Genomic DNA, 17,201 nt, shown 5'->3' on the forward strand with positions numbered 1-17,201 from the left:
CTCAACGAGAATTACGGTAAGTATTGTGGCAAAAACAATTCAAGCAATTCGAGGCATGAACGATTGCCTCCCAACTCAGTCGCCACTGTGGCAAAAATTAGAAAACACAGTGAAAAATGTAATTAGCGCATACGGTTATAACGAAGTGCGCATGCCAATCGTTGAAGAAACAAACCTATTCAGCCGCGCTGTTGGTGAAGAAACAGACGTCGTTTCAAAAGAAATGTACACCTTTGATGACCGTAACGGCGACAGCCTAACACTTCGCCCTGAAGGTACGGCGGGTTGTGTACGTTCATGTATCCAAAACAGCCTGATCAACCGTGATGAACAGCGTCTGTGGTACATGGGACCTATGTTCCGCCATGAACGTCCGCAGAAAGGTCGTTACCGTCAATTCCACCAGTGTGGTGTTGAGGTGTTTGGTCTAAATGGTCCAGATGTTGATGCAGAGCTTATCATGATGACGGCGCGTTTATGGCGTGAGCTAGGTATCAATGAACATGTCCGTCTTGAGCTGAACTCTATCGGTTCTCAAGAAGACCGCGCAGACTACCGTACTGCACTGGTTGCATTCCTTGAGCAACATATTGATGTGCTAGATGAAGATTGTAAGCGTCGCATGCACACGAACCCACTGCGTGTTCTGGATACGAAGAACCCAGACGTTCAAGCTATTTTAGGTGATGCGCCTCGCCTTTCAGATTACTTGGGTGAAGAATCTAAAGCACACTTCGCAGGTCTATGTGAACTTTTAGACGCTGCAGGTATCAAATACACAGTTAACGAACGTCTAGTTCGTGGTCTGGATTACTACAATCGCACGGTATTTGAGTGGATCACTGAGAGCCTAGGTGCTCAAGGCACTGTATGTGGCGGTGGTCGTTACGATGGCCTTGTAGAGCAATTAGGTGGTAAACCAACACCAGCGGTTGGCTTTGCAATGGGCCTAGAGCGTCTAGTACTGATGCTAGAAACGTTGGAACTGACAGACGTTCGTCGCAGTGTTGACGTGTACGTAGTCACTGCGGGTGAAGGCACCATGATGGCAGGAATGAAGCTAGCAGAACAGCTTCGCGAGTCTGTTCCAGGCGTTCGTGTGATGAATCACTTCGGTGGCGGTAACTTCAAGAAACAGTTTAAACGCGCAGACAAAGTTGGTGCTGTTGTAGCATTGGTTCTGGGCGAAAACGAAGTTGCGGATAACACGGTAGTACTGAAAGACTTAGCTGGTGGTGAGCAAGAGACTTACAACCAAGCAGAAGTTGCAGAAAAGATCGCAGCACTGATTTAAGTCTTTTAGTAATCTAACAAAATTACATCCTAGTTCGTAAGCTAAGGCTCCCAAATGTGGAGCCTTTAAACGAAATAGGAATAATGGCAGCTAAGCTGCCATTTACATGTTTTAAGAGGACAGGAAGTGGAACTTTACGATACTGAAGAACAACAAGTTGAAGCCATTAAAGACTGGTGGAAGGAAAACGGCAAAGCCGTCATCATCGGTGCGGTTGTTGGTTTAGGTGGTCTATTTGGCTGGCGTTACTACCAGGATTCTGTGATTCAGGCGAGTGAAGCAGCTTCTCAAAGCTACACGACAGCAATGAATGCTTTGCAAGACAAAGGCACTGATGCTCAAGCTGACGTGAAAGCTTTCATTGAGTCAAATGAAGTAAAAGAATATTCAGTATTGGCTGCACTACAACTTGCTAAAGCACAAGTTGAAGCTCAAGACCTTTCTGCTGCATTGGAGCAACTGAAGTGGGCGCAAAGCAACACTCAAGATGCTGCGTTGTTACCATTGATTAGTTACCGCATTGCGCGTATTGAGACGGAAATGGGTAACTTCGACGCTGCAACGGCAGAGCTAAGTAACGTCACTGATACAGCATGGACAGGTCGTATTGCTGAACTTCGTGGCGATATTGCGATTCGCCAAGGTGACAAAGATGCTGCGTACGCTGCGTATACTGAAGCTCAGCAAGCGGCAGATGCAAGCCCGACACTACAAATGAAATTGGACGATCTGGCGAAATAAGGACCGCATTGGATGAAAAGAGTCTTTAAGAAAGCCTTGCTAGGGGCGTTAACAATGGGAGTACTTGCCGGTTGTGCAGGTGAGAAAGACACCATTGTAATGGCGCCACTACCTCAGGTAGACAGTCAGTTTACAACCAGTAGTGAGTGGAGCACATCGGTTGGCGATGGTGTTGGTCATTACTTTTCAAAACTATCCCCTGTATTTGCGAATGATACATTGTTCGTGGCAAGTCGTGATGGCTTAGTAAAAGCGCTGGATCCTGAGAATGGTAAACAACGTTGGCAAACGGACCTAGAAGAAGATGTCATTGCTCGTCTCTCTGGTGGTATCACAGCGGCATACGGAAACCTTTACATTGGCTCTGAGAATGGTGAAGTCATCTCTCTTGACCAAGAAACAGGTGAAATTGTTTGGCGTGTAAAAGTTGGTGGTGAGGTACTGGCGAAGCCAGTTGCAGATTCAGGCCTTATTATCATCAATACTAGCCGAGGCATGCTGATTGCCCTTAATGAGAGTACAGGTGAGCAACGCTGGGCATTGAGCACAGAAGTGCCGAACTTAACTTTACGTGGCGACAGTACTCCGACTGCAATTGGCGGCGGTGTATTTTGGGGAACGGCAAATGGCCGACTCGCAGCTGCTATCGTTGAGCGTGGTCAGTTGATTTGGCAACAGCCTGTTGGTACGCCAAAAGGCGCGACAGAAATTGATCGTTTGGTTGACGTTGATTCATCGCCAATTGTGCTAGGCGGTACTCTTTTCACCATTGGATACAATGGTCAACTTATCGCCATTGATTTGCGTTCAGCGAACCCGATTTGGAAGCGTAATTACTCATCTGCAACAGACATTTCTACAGATGGTAGCCGCATCTTTGTGATAACGGAAAAAGATCATGTTGTTGCCGTTGATTCACGAAGCGGAACTGAGTTGTGGGAAAACAGCTTGCTTGAGCACCGACAACTTACAGCGCCAGTTATTGTTGGCAATTATCTCGTTGTCGGTGACACGCTTGGTTACCTTCACTGGATGGATCGTTCAACGGGCGAATTTGTTGCGCAGCAGTTTGTCGATGATAGTGGCTTGGCAGTTGGCCCGACGTTATTGTCGGATGGTTATGTGATTACAACTCGCAACGGCGATGTAAAGAAACTAACCATTAACGAATAATATCGTGATATAATTCACATTCGGCTCCTGGCTGGTGACAGCTAGGAGCCGTTTTGTTGTTTGAATTTATTAACCCTGACGTGGTTATAGGTAAAAAGCTGGTTTGATTTGGCATCGAGCAAGTCGTTACCTATAACTACAGAAGAAAGATTATTGTAGAGGTTGTTATGGTACCTGTTGTAGCTCTAGTAGGGCGTCCGAACGTAGGTAAATCTACACTATTTAACCGATTGACTCGCACTCGTGACGCGTTGGTTGCGGACTTTCCAGGCCTAACGCGAGACCGTAAATATGGCCAGGCGAGACTTGGTGAAGAGCACGAATTCATTGTGATTGATACTGGTGGTATCGATGGCACAGAAGAAGGCGTGGAAACAAAGATGGCAGAACAGTCATTAGCCGCGATTGATGAGGCTGATGTTGTATTGTTCCTTGTTGACGGTCGTGCTGGTCTGACACCTTCAGATGAAGCAATTGCTGCGCATCTGCGTAAAATTGAAAAGCCAGCGATGCTGGTAGTAAACAAAATCGATGGTATTGATGCCGATGCGGCGTGTGCTGACTTTTGGCAGCTCGGCGTGGATGATATGTACCAGATTGCGGCCGCTCATGGCCGTGGTGTGACCGCTTTGCTTGAGCGTGCTTTATCTCCATTCTTTGATGATCTACTAACAAGTGAGTCTGAAGACGGTGAGATTGAAGACCTGACTGGATTCGAAGACGAAGAGCCTCTTGTTGAAGATTACACTGAAGAAGACGCAGAAGCAGAGTTCAAACGCCTTCAAGAGCAGCCGATTAAGTTGGCGATCATCGGTCGTCCTAACGTAGGTAAATCGACACTGACTAACCGTATTCTGGGTGAAGAACGTGTGGTTGTATACGATATGCCTGGTACAACGCGCGATTCTATCTACATCCCGATGGAGCGTGATGGACGCGAGTACGTACTAATTGATACCGCAGGTGTTCGTCGTCGTGGTCGTATCAATGAAACGGTTGAAAAGTTCTCTGTTGTTAAGACGCTGAAAGCGGTAGAAGATGCAAACGTCGTTCTACTGGTGATTGATGCTCGTGAAAATATTTCAGACCAAGACCTAAGCTTGCTTGGTTTTGCACTGAATGCTGGCCGCTCAATTGTCATCGCCGTTAACAAGTGGGATGGTCTAGACAGTGACGTGAAAGAAAGCGTGAAGAAAGAACTGGACCGCCGTCTAGGATTCGTCGACTTCGCGCGTATCCACTTTATCTCTGCGCTGCACGGTACTGGCGTTGGTCACTTGTTTGAATCTATCCAAGAAGCATATAACTCGGCGACAACGCGTGTGGGTACGTCAGTACTGACGCGTATCATGAAGATGGCTGTGGATGATCACCAACCGCCAATGGTTCGTGGTCGTCGTATCAAACTCAAATACGCACACGCAGGTGGTTACAACCCACCGATCGTTGTTATCCACGGTAACATGGTTCGTGAATTGCCAGATTCGTATAAACGTTATCTGATGAACTACTTCCGTAAGTCTCTGGAAATTATGGGAACACCGATTCGCATTAACTTCCACAACAGTGATAACCCATACGAGAACCGTACGAATAAGCTTACGCTATCACAAGAGCGTAAACGTAAGCGTATGATGTCGATGGTGAAAAACCGCAATAAATAATGAAATTCGAATACCCAAGTTTCTACTTGGGTATTTTTTTATCAAAAGTAATCGTAAAAATGACTATCACAGCAACAAAGACTCGTTTTTGTCATCAAACATGGCAATTAGAAGCACAAATACAGCTCGTTCAATCTACGGAAGAAGTGACTTACGTTATTACAGATGTCACGCCGTTCCATCCCGTTAGTCACATATGGCCGGATCACCCTGCAGATAAAGGAACGTTGAAGGTGAATGGGTCTGAGCATGACGTAGTAGATTGCCAAGTTGGAGCAGTGGAGCAGGAGAGTGGTGCTTTGTATGTGGGTAGTGACATCCCTGTAAAGCGTGATGCTGAAGGTTGGGTGTTTGTCGTCGTGCATGTTTTATCACGTACGGAATCATTTGCAATTAATGACTTGGTAACATTAGCGGTAGATAAAGACTATCAAAATGCTGTGAGTCGAGGCCACACTGCAGGACACTTAGCGTATTTGGCGTTGAATAAAGTACTATCGGAAGACTATTGGCGAAAAGACGCAGACCGCAAAGACCCACATGGTTATTATGACTTTAATAGCTATGCGCAAGTTACTAGTTATGTCACTCCAGACAAGTGCCTCGATACGTACCGTTTAGGCAAAACACTCCGTAAAAGAGGATTAAACAGTGCAGATATGCTGAATGACCTCCAGGCGATTGCAGAAAAAGTGAATGGCCAACTGGTTGAATGGCTTCAAAGAGATGCGATGATCACCATGGAATGCCACGGCGATAGATTAACGGATTCTCGCTATTGGAAGTGCGATTTAGGGGAAGGTCAATTAGCGGTAATCCCTTGTGGTGGAACGCATGCGAGCCATTTAAATGAGTTTGCTTTTATCCAAGTTAAACTCGTTGAGCTCGACGCTCAAACTATCGAAATGCACACCAATGTAAACACTGCTTTCTGAATAAGATCTTTTTATTAAATTCTAATTTTTCGTTTAATTAAATTCCTATAAGGTTTTTTATTCTGCCTTAAATTGGAATGCAGAATATGTAACTTATGCTTTCGGTGTGTGGTTATATAAATATTCTTTTAAGGGGTGATCGCTGATCAAGGAGTAAATATCAGACGATCAGTATAAGATCCTACGTATCAAGTATGGTTATCGCCTCGTGAAACTTGTTAGGGCGGTGATGAAGATCAACATACTTGTTCGTTATTTTGAGTAGCATGCGTTACTCGAAATTGCTTAGTTTAGAGAGAGGAACGGGATATGCAGCAGAACATTTGCCCGACTTGCAATGTCGAACTGGAATGGACAGGACAATACCATTGTGCACAGTGTGAATCGGATTTTAAAAAGGTAGGTTTTTGCCCTGATTGTGAGGCGGAGCTGGAGAAGCTGCAAGCATGCGGTGCTGCGAGTTACTTTTGTAATGTGTGTAATGAACTCAAATCAAAATCACGTGTCCGATTTGAGTTCCAGAAAGTCAGTTAACCAGAGTTTGTATTCAGTTAACGGTAGAACGAACGTCACCTTCGGCTAACCGGGTAATCAATACATCTCCCGACTTTACATCTGAAGATTGCGTAATTACTTTACCTTGCTCAGTTTGAGTAATTGAGTAACCTCGTTTCAATGTCGCTAGTGGGCTGACGGTGTCCAACTTTTCTGCGGCAATCGCGAGTTGATGGCGCATAGTCAGTAATTTGCGATCCATTGCATCCATGAGCTTTTGCTCAACACGTTCTAGCTTCGACTTCTGCTCGCTAAGGCGTGTTACAGGAGAATTTAATTGCAGCCGATAATGTTGACGCTCGATTCGCTGTTGACGCAAGGCAATAAAACGACTCATCACTCGCTGTAAGCGCATGTCCAACTCATCTAACTGTTGCGTCTGACGTTGCAAGCGATAGCTTGGGTGCTGTCTCTCTAGACGGTGCACTAATTGAGCAGATTGCTGCTTTTGTTGTGCTAGGTAGTAACGCATCGCGCTTGCTAACTTATGCTGGCGGGTAACTAAAGCTTGATCTTTGTGGCTGTTATCACGGCTTACTAGCTCAGCGGCTGCTGATGGAGTAGGCGCGCGTACGTCGGCGACAAAATCAGCTATTGTCACGTCAACTTCATGTCCAACGGCGCTAATAATAGGAATTTGGCTTGCTGCAATCGTGCGAGCTAATATCTCGTTGTTAAAGCACCATAAGTCTTCTAATGAACCACCACCTCGGCCCACAATTAGCACATCACATTCATCACGGCTGTTAGCGCGACCAATGGCTTGTGCAATTTGAATGGCTGCGTCCTCACCTTGTACCACTGTCGGATAAATCACAACAGGTAGGGAAGGATCACGACGTTTCAATACGTCTAAGATATCGTAAAGCGCGGCACCAGTTTTCGATGTGATGACGCCAACACGTTTAGGGTGCTCAGGCAAAGATTGCTTATTGATTTGCGCGAACAACCCTTCTGCTGCAAGCTTCATTTTCAGCTCTTCAAACTCTTGCTGAAGACGGCCGTCACCTTCCGGTTGCATGCTTTCGATGATCAATTGGTAGTCACCGCGAGGCTCATAAAGAGAAAGACGAGCTTTTACTAGGACTTGATTACCGTTAGCGGGCTTGAAAGTAACGCGGCGATTGTTACCACGAAACATGGCACATTTAACTTGAGCGCGAGAGTCTTTAAGAGTGAGGTACCAGTGACCAGAGACAGGAGCTGAAAAGTTGGATATCTCTCCGACGAGCCAAACGATCCCCATTTCGTTTTCAAGGAGTAAGCGAACTTCTGCGTTGAGACGAGAAACAGTAAAGATGTTTTGATTGGTCTTGGAGAGCACAGCTAATCTCTTAGACGTGAGTATGGAAATTAGCGGCAATATAATACATAGCAAGGGGGTAATTGCAAGAAAAAAATTAAAAAATTTGTGGTCAAGCGATTGCGTTAACCGTATAATCCCTCCGCAATATCTAATCCAAATGTAGCTAGTTGCTAACGCAGGTTACCCTCATTATGCGAAACGATGAGATTGGATTGTTCTTTTTACTCCTCTAATTGTGAGATATTGCAAATGCTAAGAATTGCCAAAGAAGCGCTGACATTCGATGACGTACTACTTGTGCCAGCACACTCCACCGTTCTCCCAAACACAGCTGATCTTCGCACTCAGCTAACTAAGAACATCACCCTAAACATCCCAATGATTTCAGCGTCTATGGACACTGTTACTGAAGCTCGTCTAGCAATTGCGCTAGCGCAAGAGGGTGGCATTGGCTTTATCCACAAGAACATGTCTATTGAGCAGCAGGCAGCCGAAGTTCGTAAAGTTAAGAAGTTCGAAGCTGGTATGGTAACTGACGCGGTTACTGTAAACCCTGACGCGACCATCGCTGATGTTGTTGCACTCACTGAAAAGCATGGTTTTGCAGGTTTCCCTGTTGTCACTGAGAGCAATGAGCTTGTTGGTATTATCACTGGTCGTGACGTTCGTTTTGTGACGGACCTTTCTAAGAAAGTATCTTCAGTAATGACGCCAAAAGAGAAGTTGGCAGCAGTTAAAGAAGGTGCAACACGAGAAGAAGTGCAAGAGAAAATGCACGAAGCTCGTGTAGAGAAAGTATTGGTTGTGAATGATGAGTTCCAACTAACCGGTATGATTACTGCGAAAGATTTCCACAAGGCAGAACGTAAACCAAATGCATGTAAAGATGAGCGTGGTCGCCTACGTGTTGGAGCAGCCGTTGGTGCTGGTGCTGGTAACGAAGAGCGAGTTGCTGCATTAGTTGAAGCTGGCGTTGACGTTCTACTTATCGACTCTTCACATGGACATTCTGAAGGTGTTCTAAGCCGTATCCGCGAAACTCGCGCAGCATACCCAGATCTAGACATCATCGGTGGTAACGTAGCAACTGGTGCTGGTGCTAAAGCACTAATCGAAGCTGGTGTAAGCGCAGTGAAAGTGGGTATCGGCCCTGGTTCTATCTGTACAACTCGTATTGTAACGGGTGTGGGGGTTCCACAAATCACTGCAATCGCAGATGCGGCAGAAGTGGCTAATGATTATGGTATTCCGGTTATTGCTGATGGTGGTATCCGTTTCTCAGGTGATATCTGTAAAGCAATCGTAGCTGGCGCATCATGTGTGATGGTTGGTTCTATGTTTGCTGGTACTGAAGAAGCGCCGGGTGAAGTGATTCTATACAATGGCCGTTCTTACAAGTCTTACCGCGGCATGGGTTCTCTTGGTGCTATGTCTCAAGGTTCTTCTGACCGTTACTTCCAGTCTGACAACGCAGCGGACAAGCTAGTACCAGAAGGCATTGAAGGTCGTATCGCATACAAAGGCCGTCTAAAAGAGATCGTACACCAACAAATGGGTGGTCTACGTTCAAGCATGGGTCTAACTGGTTCTGCAACTATCGAAGATATGCGTACGAAAGCTGAATTTGTACGTATCTCTGGTGCAGGTATGCAAGAGTCTCATGTACACGATGTTCAAATTACTAAGGAAGCGCCGAACTACCGTCTAGGGAACTAATTACCTAACGGAAACGTTTGCTTTTTCCTTGAAGCATTAAGAAGAGGCGAGTACACTCGCCTCGGTTTTAATCACTTAGCCTTAAAAAGACTGCTCAAAATGACTAAAAATATCCATGACCAACGTATTCTGATCTTGGACTTCGGTTCTCAGTACACTCAATTAGTAGCACGCCGCGTACGTGAAATCGGCGTTTACTGTGAACTATGGAGCTGGGATGTAGAAGAAGCGGATATTCGCGAATTCAACCCAGATGGCATTATCCTATCTGGCGGTCCAGAAAGCGTAACGGAAGAGAACTCTCCACGCGCGCCTCAATATGTGTTTGATTCTGGTGTTCCTTTGCTTGGCGTATGTTACGGCATGCAAACCATGGCGGAACAGCTAGGAGGCAAAGTAGCGGGCTCTAACGAACGTGAGTTTGGCTACGCTCAGGTTAAAGTTTCTGGTGAATGTGCTCTATTTAAAGACCTTGAAGCAACTCAAGACGTTTGGATGAGCCATGGCGACAAAGTAGTAGAGATCCCAGCCGATTTCGTAAAAGTTGGTGAGACAGACACTTGTCCTTACGCTGCGATGGCGAACGAAGAGAAGAAATACTACGGTGTTCAGTTCCACCCAGAAGTGACACACACAAAAGGTGGCCTACAAATGCTTGAGAACTTTGTTCTTGGCGTATGTGGCTGTGAGCGTCTATGGACTTCGGAATCTATCATCGAAGACGCGGTTGCTCGCATTAAAGAGCAAGTGGGTGACGACGAAGTTATCCTAGGTCTATCTGGTGGTGTTGATTCATCGGTAGTTGCGATGCTGGTTCACCGTGCAATCGGCGACAAGCTAACGTGTGTATTTGTTGATAACGGTCTACTGCGTCTAAACGAAGGTCAACAAGTAATGGATATGTTCGGCGACCAATTTGGTTTGAACATCATCAAAGTTGACGCTGAAGAACGCTTCCTAAAAGCACTTGAAGGCAAGTCTGACCCAGAAGAGAAGCGTAAGACTATCGGTCACGTATTCGTAGATGTATTCGATGAAGAGTCTAAGAAGCTGAAAAACGCGAAATGGCTAGCTCAAGGTACGATTTACCCTGATGTAATCGAGTCAGCTGCATCTAAGACTGGTAAAGCGCACGTGATCAAATCGCACCACAACGTGGGCGGTCTTCCAGATGACATGGAAATGGGTCTTGTTGAGCCACTACGTGAGTTGTTCAAAGATGAAGTACGTAAGATTGGTCTAGAGCTAGGCCTGCCTTATAACATGCTTTACCGCCACCCATTCCCGGGTCCAGGTCTAGGTGTTCGTGTTCTTGGTGAAATCAAGAAAGAGTACTGTGACTTGCTACGTCGTGCTGATGCTATCTTTATTGAAGAGCTTCACGCTGCAGACCTATATGACAAAGTATCTCAAGCGTTCACGGTATTCCTACCAGTTCGTTCTGTTGGTGTAATGGGCGATGGCCGTAAGTACGATTGGGTTGTGTCTCTACGTGCGGTAGAAACCATCGACTTCATGACTGCTCATTGGGCACACCTACCATATGACTTCCTAGGTAAGGTTTCTAACCGTATTATCAACGAAGTTGATGGCATTTCTCGTGTTGTTTACGACATTTCAGGTAAGCCACCAGCGACAATCGAGTGGGAATAATTTTCCTCTAGACAGTTGAGTTTATAAGAACCAGCCTTCGGGCTGGTTTTTTTGTACTTCAAGTTTGTGAAGAGGTGACTCAACTTTTTTGTGAGAGATATATACATGCGGTTAAATTAAATATATATTCACTTTGATTGTTTAATTATTATAACTGGTATTGCTATGGAACAGGCTGACGTTACCTCTCTCATTCCCATCCTTATTACTCTTTTCCTCGCGCTGACCACAAGAAATGTCGTTGTTGGTTTATTCGCGGGTGTGGTGAGTGGTGTCGCTATGCTCGAAGGGACATTTGTCGAAAAAGGGCCACTAGACTCGTTTAGTGCATTGATGAAAAGCTATCTACTGCCGCAATTAACTGACAGCTACAATGCGGGCGTCATTTTGCTCTTGGTCTTTATTGGTGGCTTTGTTGCCTTGATGGAGAAATCTGGCGGTGGTGTGGCGTTTGCTAAAAAGGTTACTCAATGGGTTGCGAGTAAATGCCAAGCTCAACTGTCCGCATGGTTCGGTGGTGTGGTTATTTTCTTCTCAGACCTTGGTACACCACTGATTGTTGGCCCTGTTTTTCGCCCTTTATTTGATAAGTTAAAAGTATCACGCCAAAAATTAGCTTTTATTATCGATTCGACTTCCTCTCCCGTCGCAATCTTGCTCCCTTTTATCGGATGGGGCGTTTACATCATGGGATTGATTCAAAAAGAGTTTACTGCCCTGAATGTCAGTATGAGTGATTGGGATGCTTTCATTGGTGCGATCCCGTATCAGTTTTACGCCTTTCTTGCGATCGCGATTGTGCCGATTGTCTCTTTCTTCAAATTAGATTTCGGACCGATGGCGAAGGCTGAACAACTAGCAGAGCAGGGCTCCGACTTTGGGAAAGTGCAGGAGTCTATGAATGTGTTTACGCATAAAAATGCAAAATCTAGTTTTGTATGGGCACCTTTGCTCGTTATGCTGGTGGTTCTATGTACCATCCTCGTGCCACACGGTTTTCCATTTCAAAAAGTGGCAGGATCAACGTTTAGGGCTGCACTTTCTTCTGCATATTTCTTCGCGGCCTTCACTTTAATTGCGCTGATGGCGTTTTATGGCGTAAGAAAGCTTTCGGATGGTATTCAGGTTTATCTGAAAGGGATGTCAAACATGATGTCAGTGGCGGTGATTCTGGTATTGGCTTGGGCGCTTAGCTCGGTTGGGAAAGAATTAGGTGCAGCTGCATACATTGCTGAACAAGCTCAAGCCGGTTTCCCTTACTGGTTATTGCCAGCGGTTGCGTTTTTACTGGCCGGTATTATCTCGTTCGCTACGGGATCATCTTGGGGGACGTTTGCCATCATGATGCCATTAGTGATCCCAACTGCCGTCGCGATTGATGCACCACTGTTGGTTTGTATTGGTGCGGTATTATCTGGTGGCTTGTTTGGCGATCACTGTTCTCCCATCTCTGAAACTACGATTTTGTCGTCGACAGGAGCGGGGTGTGAACAGTATGAGCACTTCCGTACACAATTACCTTACGCATTACTCAATGGAATGATCGCATTGGGGTGTTTTCTTTTAGCTGGAATCAACGCCTCACCAGTGATTGTGCTTGCCGCAATTATTTCTCAGTGTGTGGTTTATTTTGTGCTGTCTAAACAAAAGTCAACCGCGAAGCTAGAGGTGGTTTCGGCAGAACAATAAAGAGAGAAACATCACAAAGCGGAGGCTCACAGGGTCTCCGCTTTTCTTTTGAGTCAAGGTAACATTTTTCTTGTGACAAAATGTGTGTGAGGACCTATTTATTCATTTTGTCTCGCAGAATCAACGTACTTGGCTCGGTGTTTCGTATATATGATCCACTATGTGTCTAGTTATTCCTCGTATATTGTATTGTTGAAATCCGGAGACTAGACATGTTTGCACTCAAACATCTTCCTCTTGCATTGAGTTGTGTCTTAGCAGCACAAGTGAATGCGAGTATGAATATTCAGCCCGATCCGCAAAATCCGAATGGTTATGTTATTGCTCGTGGTGACGTTCAAGCCGTAGAGCAAAGCAAAACTTCTGATCCTATGTATGCCATTTGGTCACAAGCATTAGAGACACGCCCGAACTCAGTAGTTGAAGCGATTGTTCCAGGGGCGACAACCAACCCAGAAAACGTGAAGCGTGTAGAGCGTGTATTCCCCGAAAGTGAGTGGGACTTCCTGACTCAAATGGCGGCACCTGAATACACTTACACGCGTTTCCTACGTGCAATTGGTAAGTTCCCTGCATTCTGTGGTGAGTACACAGACGGTCGTGATTCGGATGCAATTTGTAAAAAATCGATCGTGACAGCGTTTGCTCACTTTGCACAAGAAACCGGTGGCCATATTTCGATCGATAACGTATCGGATAATCCGCTAGGGTTGGAAGAGTGGCAGCAAGCTTTGGTTCATGTGCGAGAAATGGGATGGTCTGAAGGGCAAGAAGGTTACACAACAGGTTGTGGTCAAAATGACTGGCAAAACAAACGCTGGCCATGTGAACCTGGACAAGGTTACTTTGGACGTGGTGCAAAACAGCTTTCTTACCATTTTAACTATGGCGCGTTCTCTGAAGTGATGTTTGATGGTGATGCATCTGTATTGCTAAAAAATCCAGGCTTGGTTGCGGATTCGTGGCTGAACTTAGCATCGGCTATCTGGTTCTTCCTAACCCCACAAGCACCGAAACCTGCAATGCTACATGTGATTGACCGTACTTGGGTGCCTTCACAGCGTGAGCTTGATGCTGGCATTGGTTACGGCTTTGGTACCACCATCAACGTGATCAATGGTGGTATTGAGTGTGGTGAGCAAAACAAGGATAAAGGTCAACCTGTTAACCGTATTCGCTATTGGGAAGGACTTGCCGCTCATTATCAAATTCCAATTGAAGCCGATGAGACCAATACCTGTTGGCAGCAGACGCCTTACGGCAGCTTAAATCTAAATGGTGCGACAGACGTGCTTTACACCAACTGGGATGGTAACTGGAAATACTACTCAGATCGTCCTGGAGGTCACTCATTTGAATGTGAGCTTGTTGGTTTCCAAACGGCTTACTCTGCGCTAGTTGCGGGTGATTATGAGAAATGTGTAACTAACTTCTACCAATCTCATGCGGGTTGGCCAGAAGTTCGTGTAGTTGACAAGTTAGACCCAGTGGATCCGGTTGAGCCGCCTGTAGGTGGTGTGGCAGCTTGGGATTCTGGCAAAGTATATAACACGGGTGATCAAGTTTCTTACCAAGGTGCTGTTTACGAAGCGAAATGGTGGTCACAAGGTAATGAGCCAACGAAAGGAGACCCGTGGAAGCTGGTTTCAGGCACTCCTACGGAGCCGCCTACAACGGAACCTGAACCACCGGTGACTGAGCCAGAGCCGCCCGTCACAGAACCTGAGCCGCCAGTAACCGAGCCAGAACCACCAGTGACAGGCAATTTTATTCAGTGGGAGCCGGGTGTAACGCAAGTCGCTAACGGCGATAAAGTGACGTACCAAAACAAATGTTTTGTTGCGAAAAATGGCCCAGGAGTGTGGGAAAGCCCAACGCAAAGCAACTGGTTCTGGGACGAGATTTCTTGTCAGTGATCGAGTAAAAAACAACCTAACCATCTATAAAGACTCTGCTTTTTTGCAGGGTCTTTTTTTATATATGTAGTGGTTTATTTATGGAATCTAAGTTTTCAATAACAGCTTTTCTCTTTTGTTCTGCAGCCCATTAAAATTCGCGCGCATTTTTTATCAACATTTTTGAAAAAAGGTATTTGTACATGTCGACAAAACTGGCTAACCCAGCACCGCTAGGTCTAATGGGTTTCGGTATGACCACTATTCTGCTCAATATTCATAATGCAGGATTTTTCCCAATTGACTCTATGATTCTAGCGATGGGCATCTTTTACGGTGGCCTTAGCCAAGTAATCGTTGGCATCATGTGCTTTAAACGCGGTGATACATTCGGCACAACTGCGTTTACTTCTTACGGTCTATTTTGGCTAACATTGGTTGGTCTAATCGTAATGCCTCACATGGGTCTTCCTGCAAGCCCTGCAAGCTTTATGGGTTGGTACCTAGCGCTTTGGGGCATCTTCACTGGTTTCATGTTCATTGGTTCTCTATGTTACCCAACAGCGAAGCAAGTGGTATTTGGTTCTCTAACTATCCTGTTCTTCTTGCTTGCTGCTCGTGATTTCACTGGTAGCGAAGTGATCGGTGCTATCGCTGGTTTCGAGGGTATCTTCTGTGGCGCAAGTGCAATTTACTTCGCAATGGCACAAGTACTGAACAACGAATTTGGTCGTGAAGTGTTACCTGTAGGTAAAGCAAAAATCGCTCGTAAAGTTGAAGCGGTTATCGCCTAAGCTGCTACTCATAATGAAGAAAGGGGGATTAACCATTGGTTAATCCCCCTTTTTTATGTCCTCAATCGGACCACTGCTTTTTCTTATTTATGTGATAACGCTATGTTGATGGTTGCTCAACAGTTTCTGCGCTATTGCTGTCTGCCGTTGGTGCTTTACCCGTTTTACGTCGGTACTTATCTTCCCAGTAATCTGCGCCTTTAATGCCCAGTGCAACAGGGTTAAATGTAAAATCGGTCACACCACGTTTTTGTTGCTCTTCGTAGTCGTTCAGTGCTTTGAGTGCAGGCTTCGACATAAAGAAGATGATCAAAATACCGATGATGTTTAGCCACGCCATCAGTCCTACGCCTACATCACCCATCGCCCATGCTAAGTTGGCGGTTTTCACGGTTCCGTAGAACACGGATGAAATAATGATGACTTTCAGAATAAACATCAGTCCATTTACTTTGAACGTACGACGAATGTAAGCAATGTTCGTTTCTGCAATGTAGTAGTAAGCCAGAATGGTCGTAAACGCGAAGAAGAATAGAGCGATTGCGATGAATGGTTTACCCACGCCAGGTAGTGCGCTTTCGATCGCCATCTGTGTAAACACTGGACCATTTGCACCAATATCCGCTGGTAGGTTTTGAACCAGGAATGTACCTTCAATCGCACCATTTACGTTGTACGCGCCAGTGATAAGAATCATGAACGCGGTTGCTGAACACACAAGTAGTGTATCGATGTAAATAGAGAAAGATTGAACAAGACCTTGCTGAGCAGGGTGATCAACACTCGCTGCTGCTGCTGCGTGAGGACCAGTACCTTGACCTGCTTCGTTGGAGTAGACACCACGTTTTACACCCCAGCCGATTGCTGCACCAACGCCTGCCATTGGTGTGAACGCGTCACCAATGATCATGCCGAAAATGCGTGGAACCTCACCAATGTTTAGAAGGATGATGACAAACGCAGTAATGATGTAAGCTAACGCCATAAATGGCACAACGACTTGGGTAAAGTTCGCGATACGCTTTACGCCACCAAAAATGATGAAAGCCAAAATGACACAAACAACCGTACCAGTGAAAATTTTAGCAAAACTGAAGGTACCAATAGCGGTTTCAATCATGTCACCTGAGCCAAATGCGGCTTCTACTGCGTTACCGATACTGTTCGATTGAACGCCAGGAAGTAGAACACCACAAGCAAAGATGGTCGCGATAGCAAAGATCCAAGCGTACCATTTTTGTCCCATTGCTTTCTCAATATAGTAAGCAGGGCCACCACGGAACTCGCCTTCGTCTTCTTCTTTATAAATTTGTGCAAGTGTTGATTCTGCGTATGCGGTTGCAGCGCCAAAGAAGGCAACGACCCACATCCAGAATACGGCACCTGGGCCACCGAAACCGATAGCAGCAGCAACACCAGCAATGTTACCTGTACCTACACGGCCAGATAGTGAAACGGCAAGTGCCTGAAATGATGATATCCCTTTTGTTGAACTCTTCCCTGAAAGTAATAAGCGCCACATCTCAAAGAAGTGACGAATTTGTACAAAACGCGTCATGATTGAATAGAACAAACCTGCGCCAAGGCACAAATAGATCAGTACCGGGCTCCAAATAATTCCATTCAGAAAATCAACTAATGACTGCATGAGTATTTTCCCTGTTAGTTGTGTTTGTGGTTGTTTTTCACACAATACATTACCCTTTATGTAATGCAATTGTTAACTTTTTTAGCTACAAATCCTTTGTAGCGTGATGATGAACACAGAATGGAGAGTAGTTGTTAA

General features: G+C 45.6%; 13 protein-coding genes. 11 read left to right on the forward strand and 2 right to left on the reverse strand.

The features are described 5' to 3' along the window. Positions 1–25 precede the first annotated feature (25 nt). The 6 genes from hisS to R7190_RS16685 all read left to right on the forward strand — a co-directional run bounded on the left by hisS (position 26) and on the right by R7190_RS16685 (position 6,341). Positions 26–1,294 (forward strand): histidine--tRNA ligase, encoded by a 1,269-nt coding sequence (gene hisS, locus R7190_RS16660; protein WP_005381698.1) that lies wholly within the window; start codon positions 26–28, stop codon positions 1,292–1,294. A gap of 126 nt (positions 1,295–1,420) precedes the next feature. Next, entirely contained in the window at positions 1,421–2,035 is a 615-nt protein-coding gene (locus R7190_RS16665; protein ID WP_005381697.1) for a YfgM family protein, read from the forward strand. A gap of 12 nt (positions 2,036–2,047) precedes the next feature. Continuing rightward, positions 2,048–3,208, forward strand: coding sequence for an outer membrane protein assembly factor BamB (gene bamB / locus R7190_RS16670; protein ID WP_005381696.1), 1,161 nt, complete (start codon positions 2,048–2,050; stop codon positions 3,206–3,208). A 167-nt stretch (positions 3,209–3,375) separates the two neighbouring features. Next, positions 3,376–4,872, forward strand: a complete 1,497-nt coding sequence (der, locus tag R7190_RS16675) for a ribosome biogenesis GTPase Der (protein WP_005381694.1) — start codon at positions 3,376–3,378, stop codon at positions 4,870–4,872. 59 nt (positions 4,873–4,931) lie between these two features. Beyond that, positions 4,932–5,807 carry an alanyl-tRNA editing protein gene (locus R7190_RS16680; protein WP_136976160.1) on the forward strand — a complete coding sequence of 292 codons (876 nt, stop codon included), beginning with the start codon at positions 4,932–4,934 and terminating at the stop codon, positions 5,805–5,807. 309 nt (positions 5,808–6,116) lie between these two features. After that, entirely contained in the window at positions 6,117–6,341 is a 225-nt protein-coding gene (locus R7190_RS16685) for a zinc ribbon domain-containing protein (RefSeq protein WP_005381691.1), read from the forward strand. A 13-nt stretch (positions 6,342–6,354) separates the two neighbouring features. On the opposite strand, the gene xseA is transcribed toward R7190_RS16685, so the two are convergent. Further along, on the reverse strand, positions 6,355–7,686 hold the full coding sequence (gene xseA / locus R7190_RS16690; protein ID WP_031780844.1) for an exodeoxyribonuclease VII large subunit: 1,332 nt from the start codon (positions 7,684–7,686) through the stop codon (positions 6,355–6,357). A gap of 231 nt (positions 7,687–7,917) precedes the next feature. Here xseA and guaB point away from each other — a divergent pair, with 231 nt between their 5' ends. The 5 genes from guaB to R7190_RS16715 all read left to right on the forward strand — a co-directional run bounded on the left by guaB (position 7,918) and on the right by R7190_RS16715 (position 15,415). After that, positions 7,918–9,384 (forward strand): IMP dehydrogenase, encoded by a 1,467-nt coding sequence (gene guaB / locus R7190_RS16695; protein WP_005391524.1) that lies wholly within the window; start codon positions 7,918–7,920, stop codon positions 9,382–9,384. Positions 9,385–9,483: 99 nt separating this feature from the next. Beyond that, a complete protein-coding gene (guaA, locus tag R7190_RS16700; protein WP_005383721.1) occupies positions 9,484–11,037 on the forward strand; it encodes a glutamine-hydrolyzing GMP synthase in 1,554 nt (517 codons plus the stop codon). A 165-nt stretch (positions 11,038–11,202) separates the two neighbouring features. Then, positions 11,203–12,726 carry a Na+/H+ antiporter NhaC family protein gene (locus tag R7190_RS16705; RefSeq protein WP_186584450.1) on the forward strand — a complete coding sequence of 508 codons (1,524 nt, stop codon included), beginning with the start codon at positions 11,203–11,205 and terminating at the stop codon, positions 12,724–12,726. Between the two features lie 212 nt (positions 12,727–12,938). Beyond that, entirely contained in the window at positions 12,939–14,642 is a 1,704-nt protein-coding gene (locus tag R7190_RS16710) for a chitinase (RefSeq protein WP_151514544.1), read from the forward strand. A gap of 182 nt (positions 14,643–14,824) precedes the next feature. Then, a complete protein-coding gene (locus R7190_RS16715) occupies positions 14,825–15,415 on the forward strand; it encodes an acetate uptake transporter (protein ID WP_005381682.1) in 591 nt (196 codons plus the stop codon). A 100-nt stretch (positions 15,416–15,515) separates the two neighbouring features. Here the strand turns inward: R7190_RS16715 and R7190_RS16720 are convergent, their stop codons facing one another. After that, on the reverse strand, positions 15,516–17,063 hold the full coding sequence (locus R7190_RS16720) for an alanine/glycine:cation symporter family protein (protein ID WP_005381681.1): 1,548 nt from the start codon (positions 17,061–17,063) through the stop codon (positions 15,516–15,518). Between the last annotated feature and the right edge of the window lie 138 nt (positions 17,064–17,201).

The organism is Vibrio sp. 1078-1, from assembly GCF_033340475.1.

Bases quoted from the DNA above. Each gene is read 5' to 3' on its own strand.
- R7190_RS16710 (WP_151514544.1), top strand. From the start codon at position 12,939: ATGTTTGCACTCAAACATCTTCCTCTTGCATTGAGTTGTGTCTTAGCA.
- guaB (WP_005391524.1), top strand. From the start codon at position 7,918: ATGCTAAGAATTGCCAAAGAAGCGCTGACATTCGATGACGTACTACTT.
- guaA (WP_005383721.1), top strand. From the start codon at position 9,484: ATGACTAAAAATATCCATGACCAACGTATTCTGATCTTGGACTTCGGT.
- R7190_RS16685 (WP_005381691.1), top strand. From the start codon at position 6,117: ATGCAGCAGAACATTTGCCCGACTTGCAATGTCGAACTGGAATGGACA.
- R7190_RS16705 (WP_186584450.1), top strand. From the start codon at position 11,203: ATGGAACAGGCTGACGTTACCTCTCTCATTCCCATCCTTATTACTCTT.
- bamB (WP_005381696.1), top strand. From the start codon at position 2,048: ATGAAAAGAGTCTTTAAGAAAGCCTTGCTAGGGGCGTTAACAATGGGA.
- der (WP_005381694.1), top strand. From the start codon at position 3,376: ATGGTACCTGTTGTAGCTCTAGTAGGGCGTCCGAACGTAGGTAAATCT.
- R7190_RS16720 (WP_005381681.1), bottom strand. From the start codon at position 17,063: ATGCAGTCATTAGTTGATTTTCTGAATGGAATTATTTGGAGCCCGGTA.
- R7190_RS16680 (WP_136976160.1), top strand. From the start codon at position 4,932: ATGACTATCACAGCAACAAAGACTCGTTTTTGTCATCAAACATGGCAA.
- R7190_RS16715 (WP_005381682.1), top strand. From the start codon at position 14,825: ATGTCGACAAAACTGGCTAACCCAGCACCGCTAGGTCTAATGGGTTTC.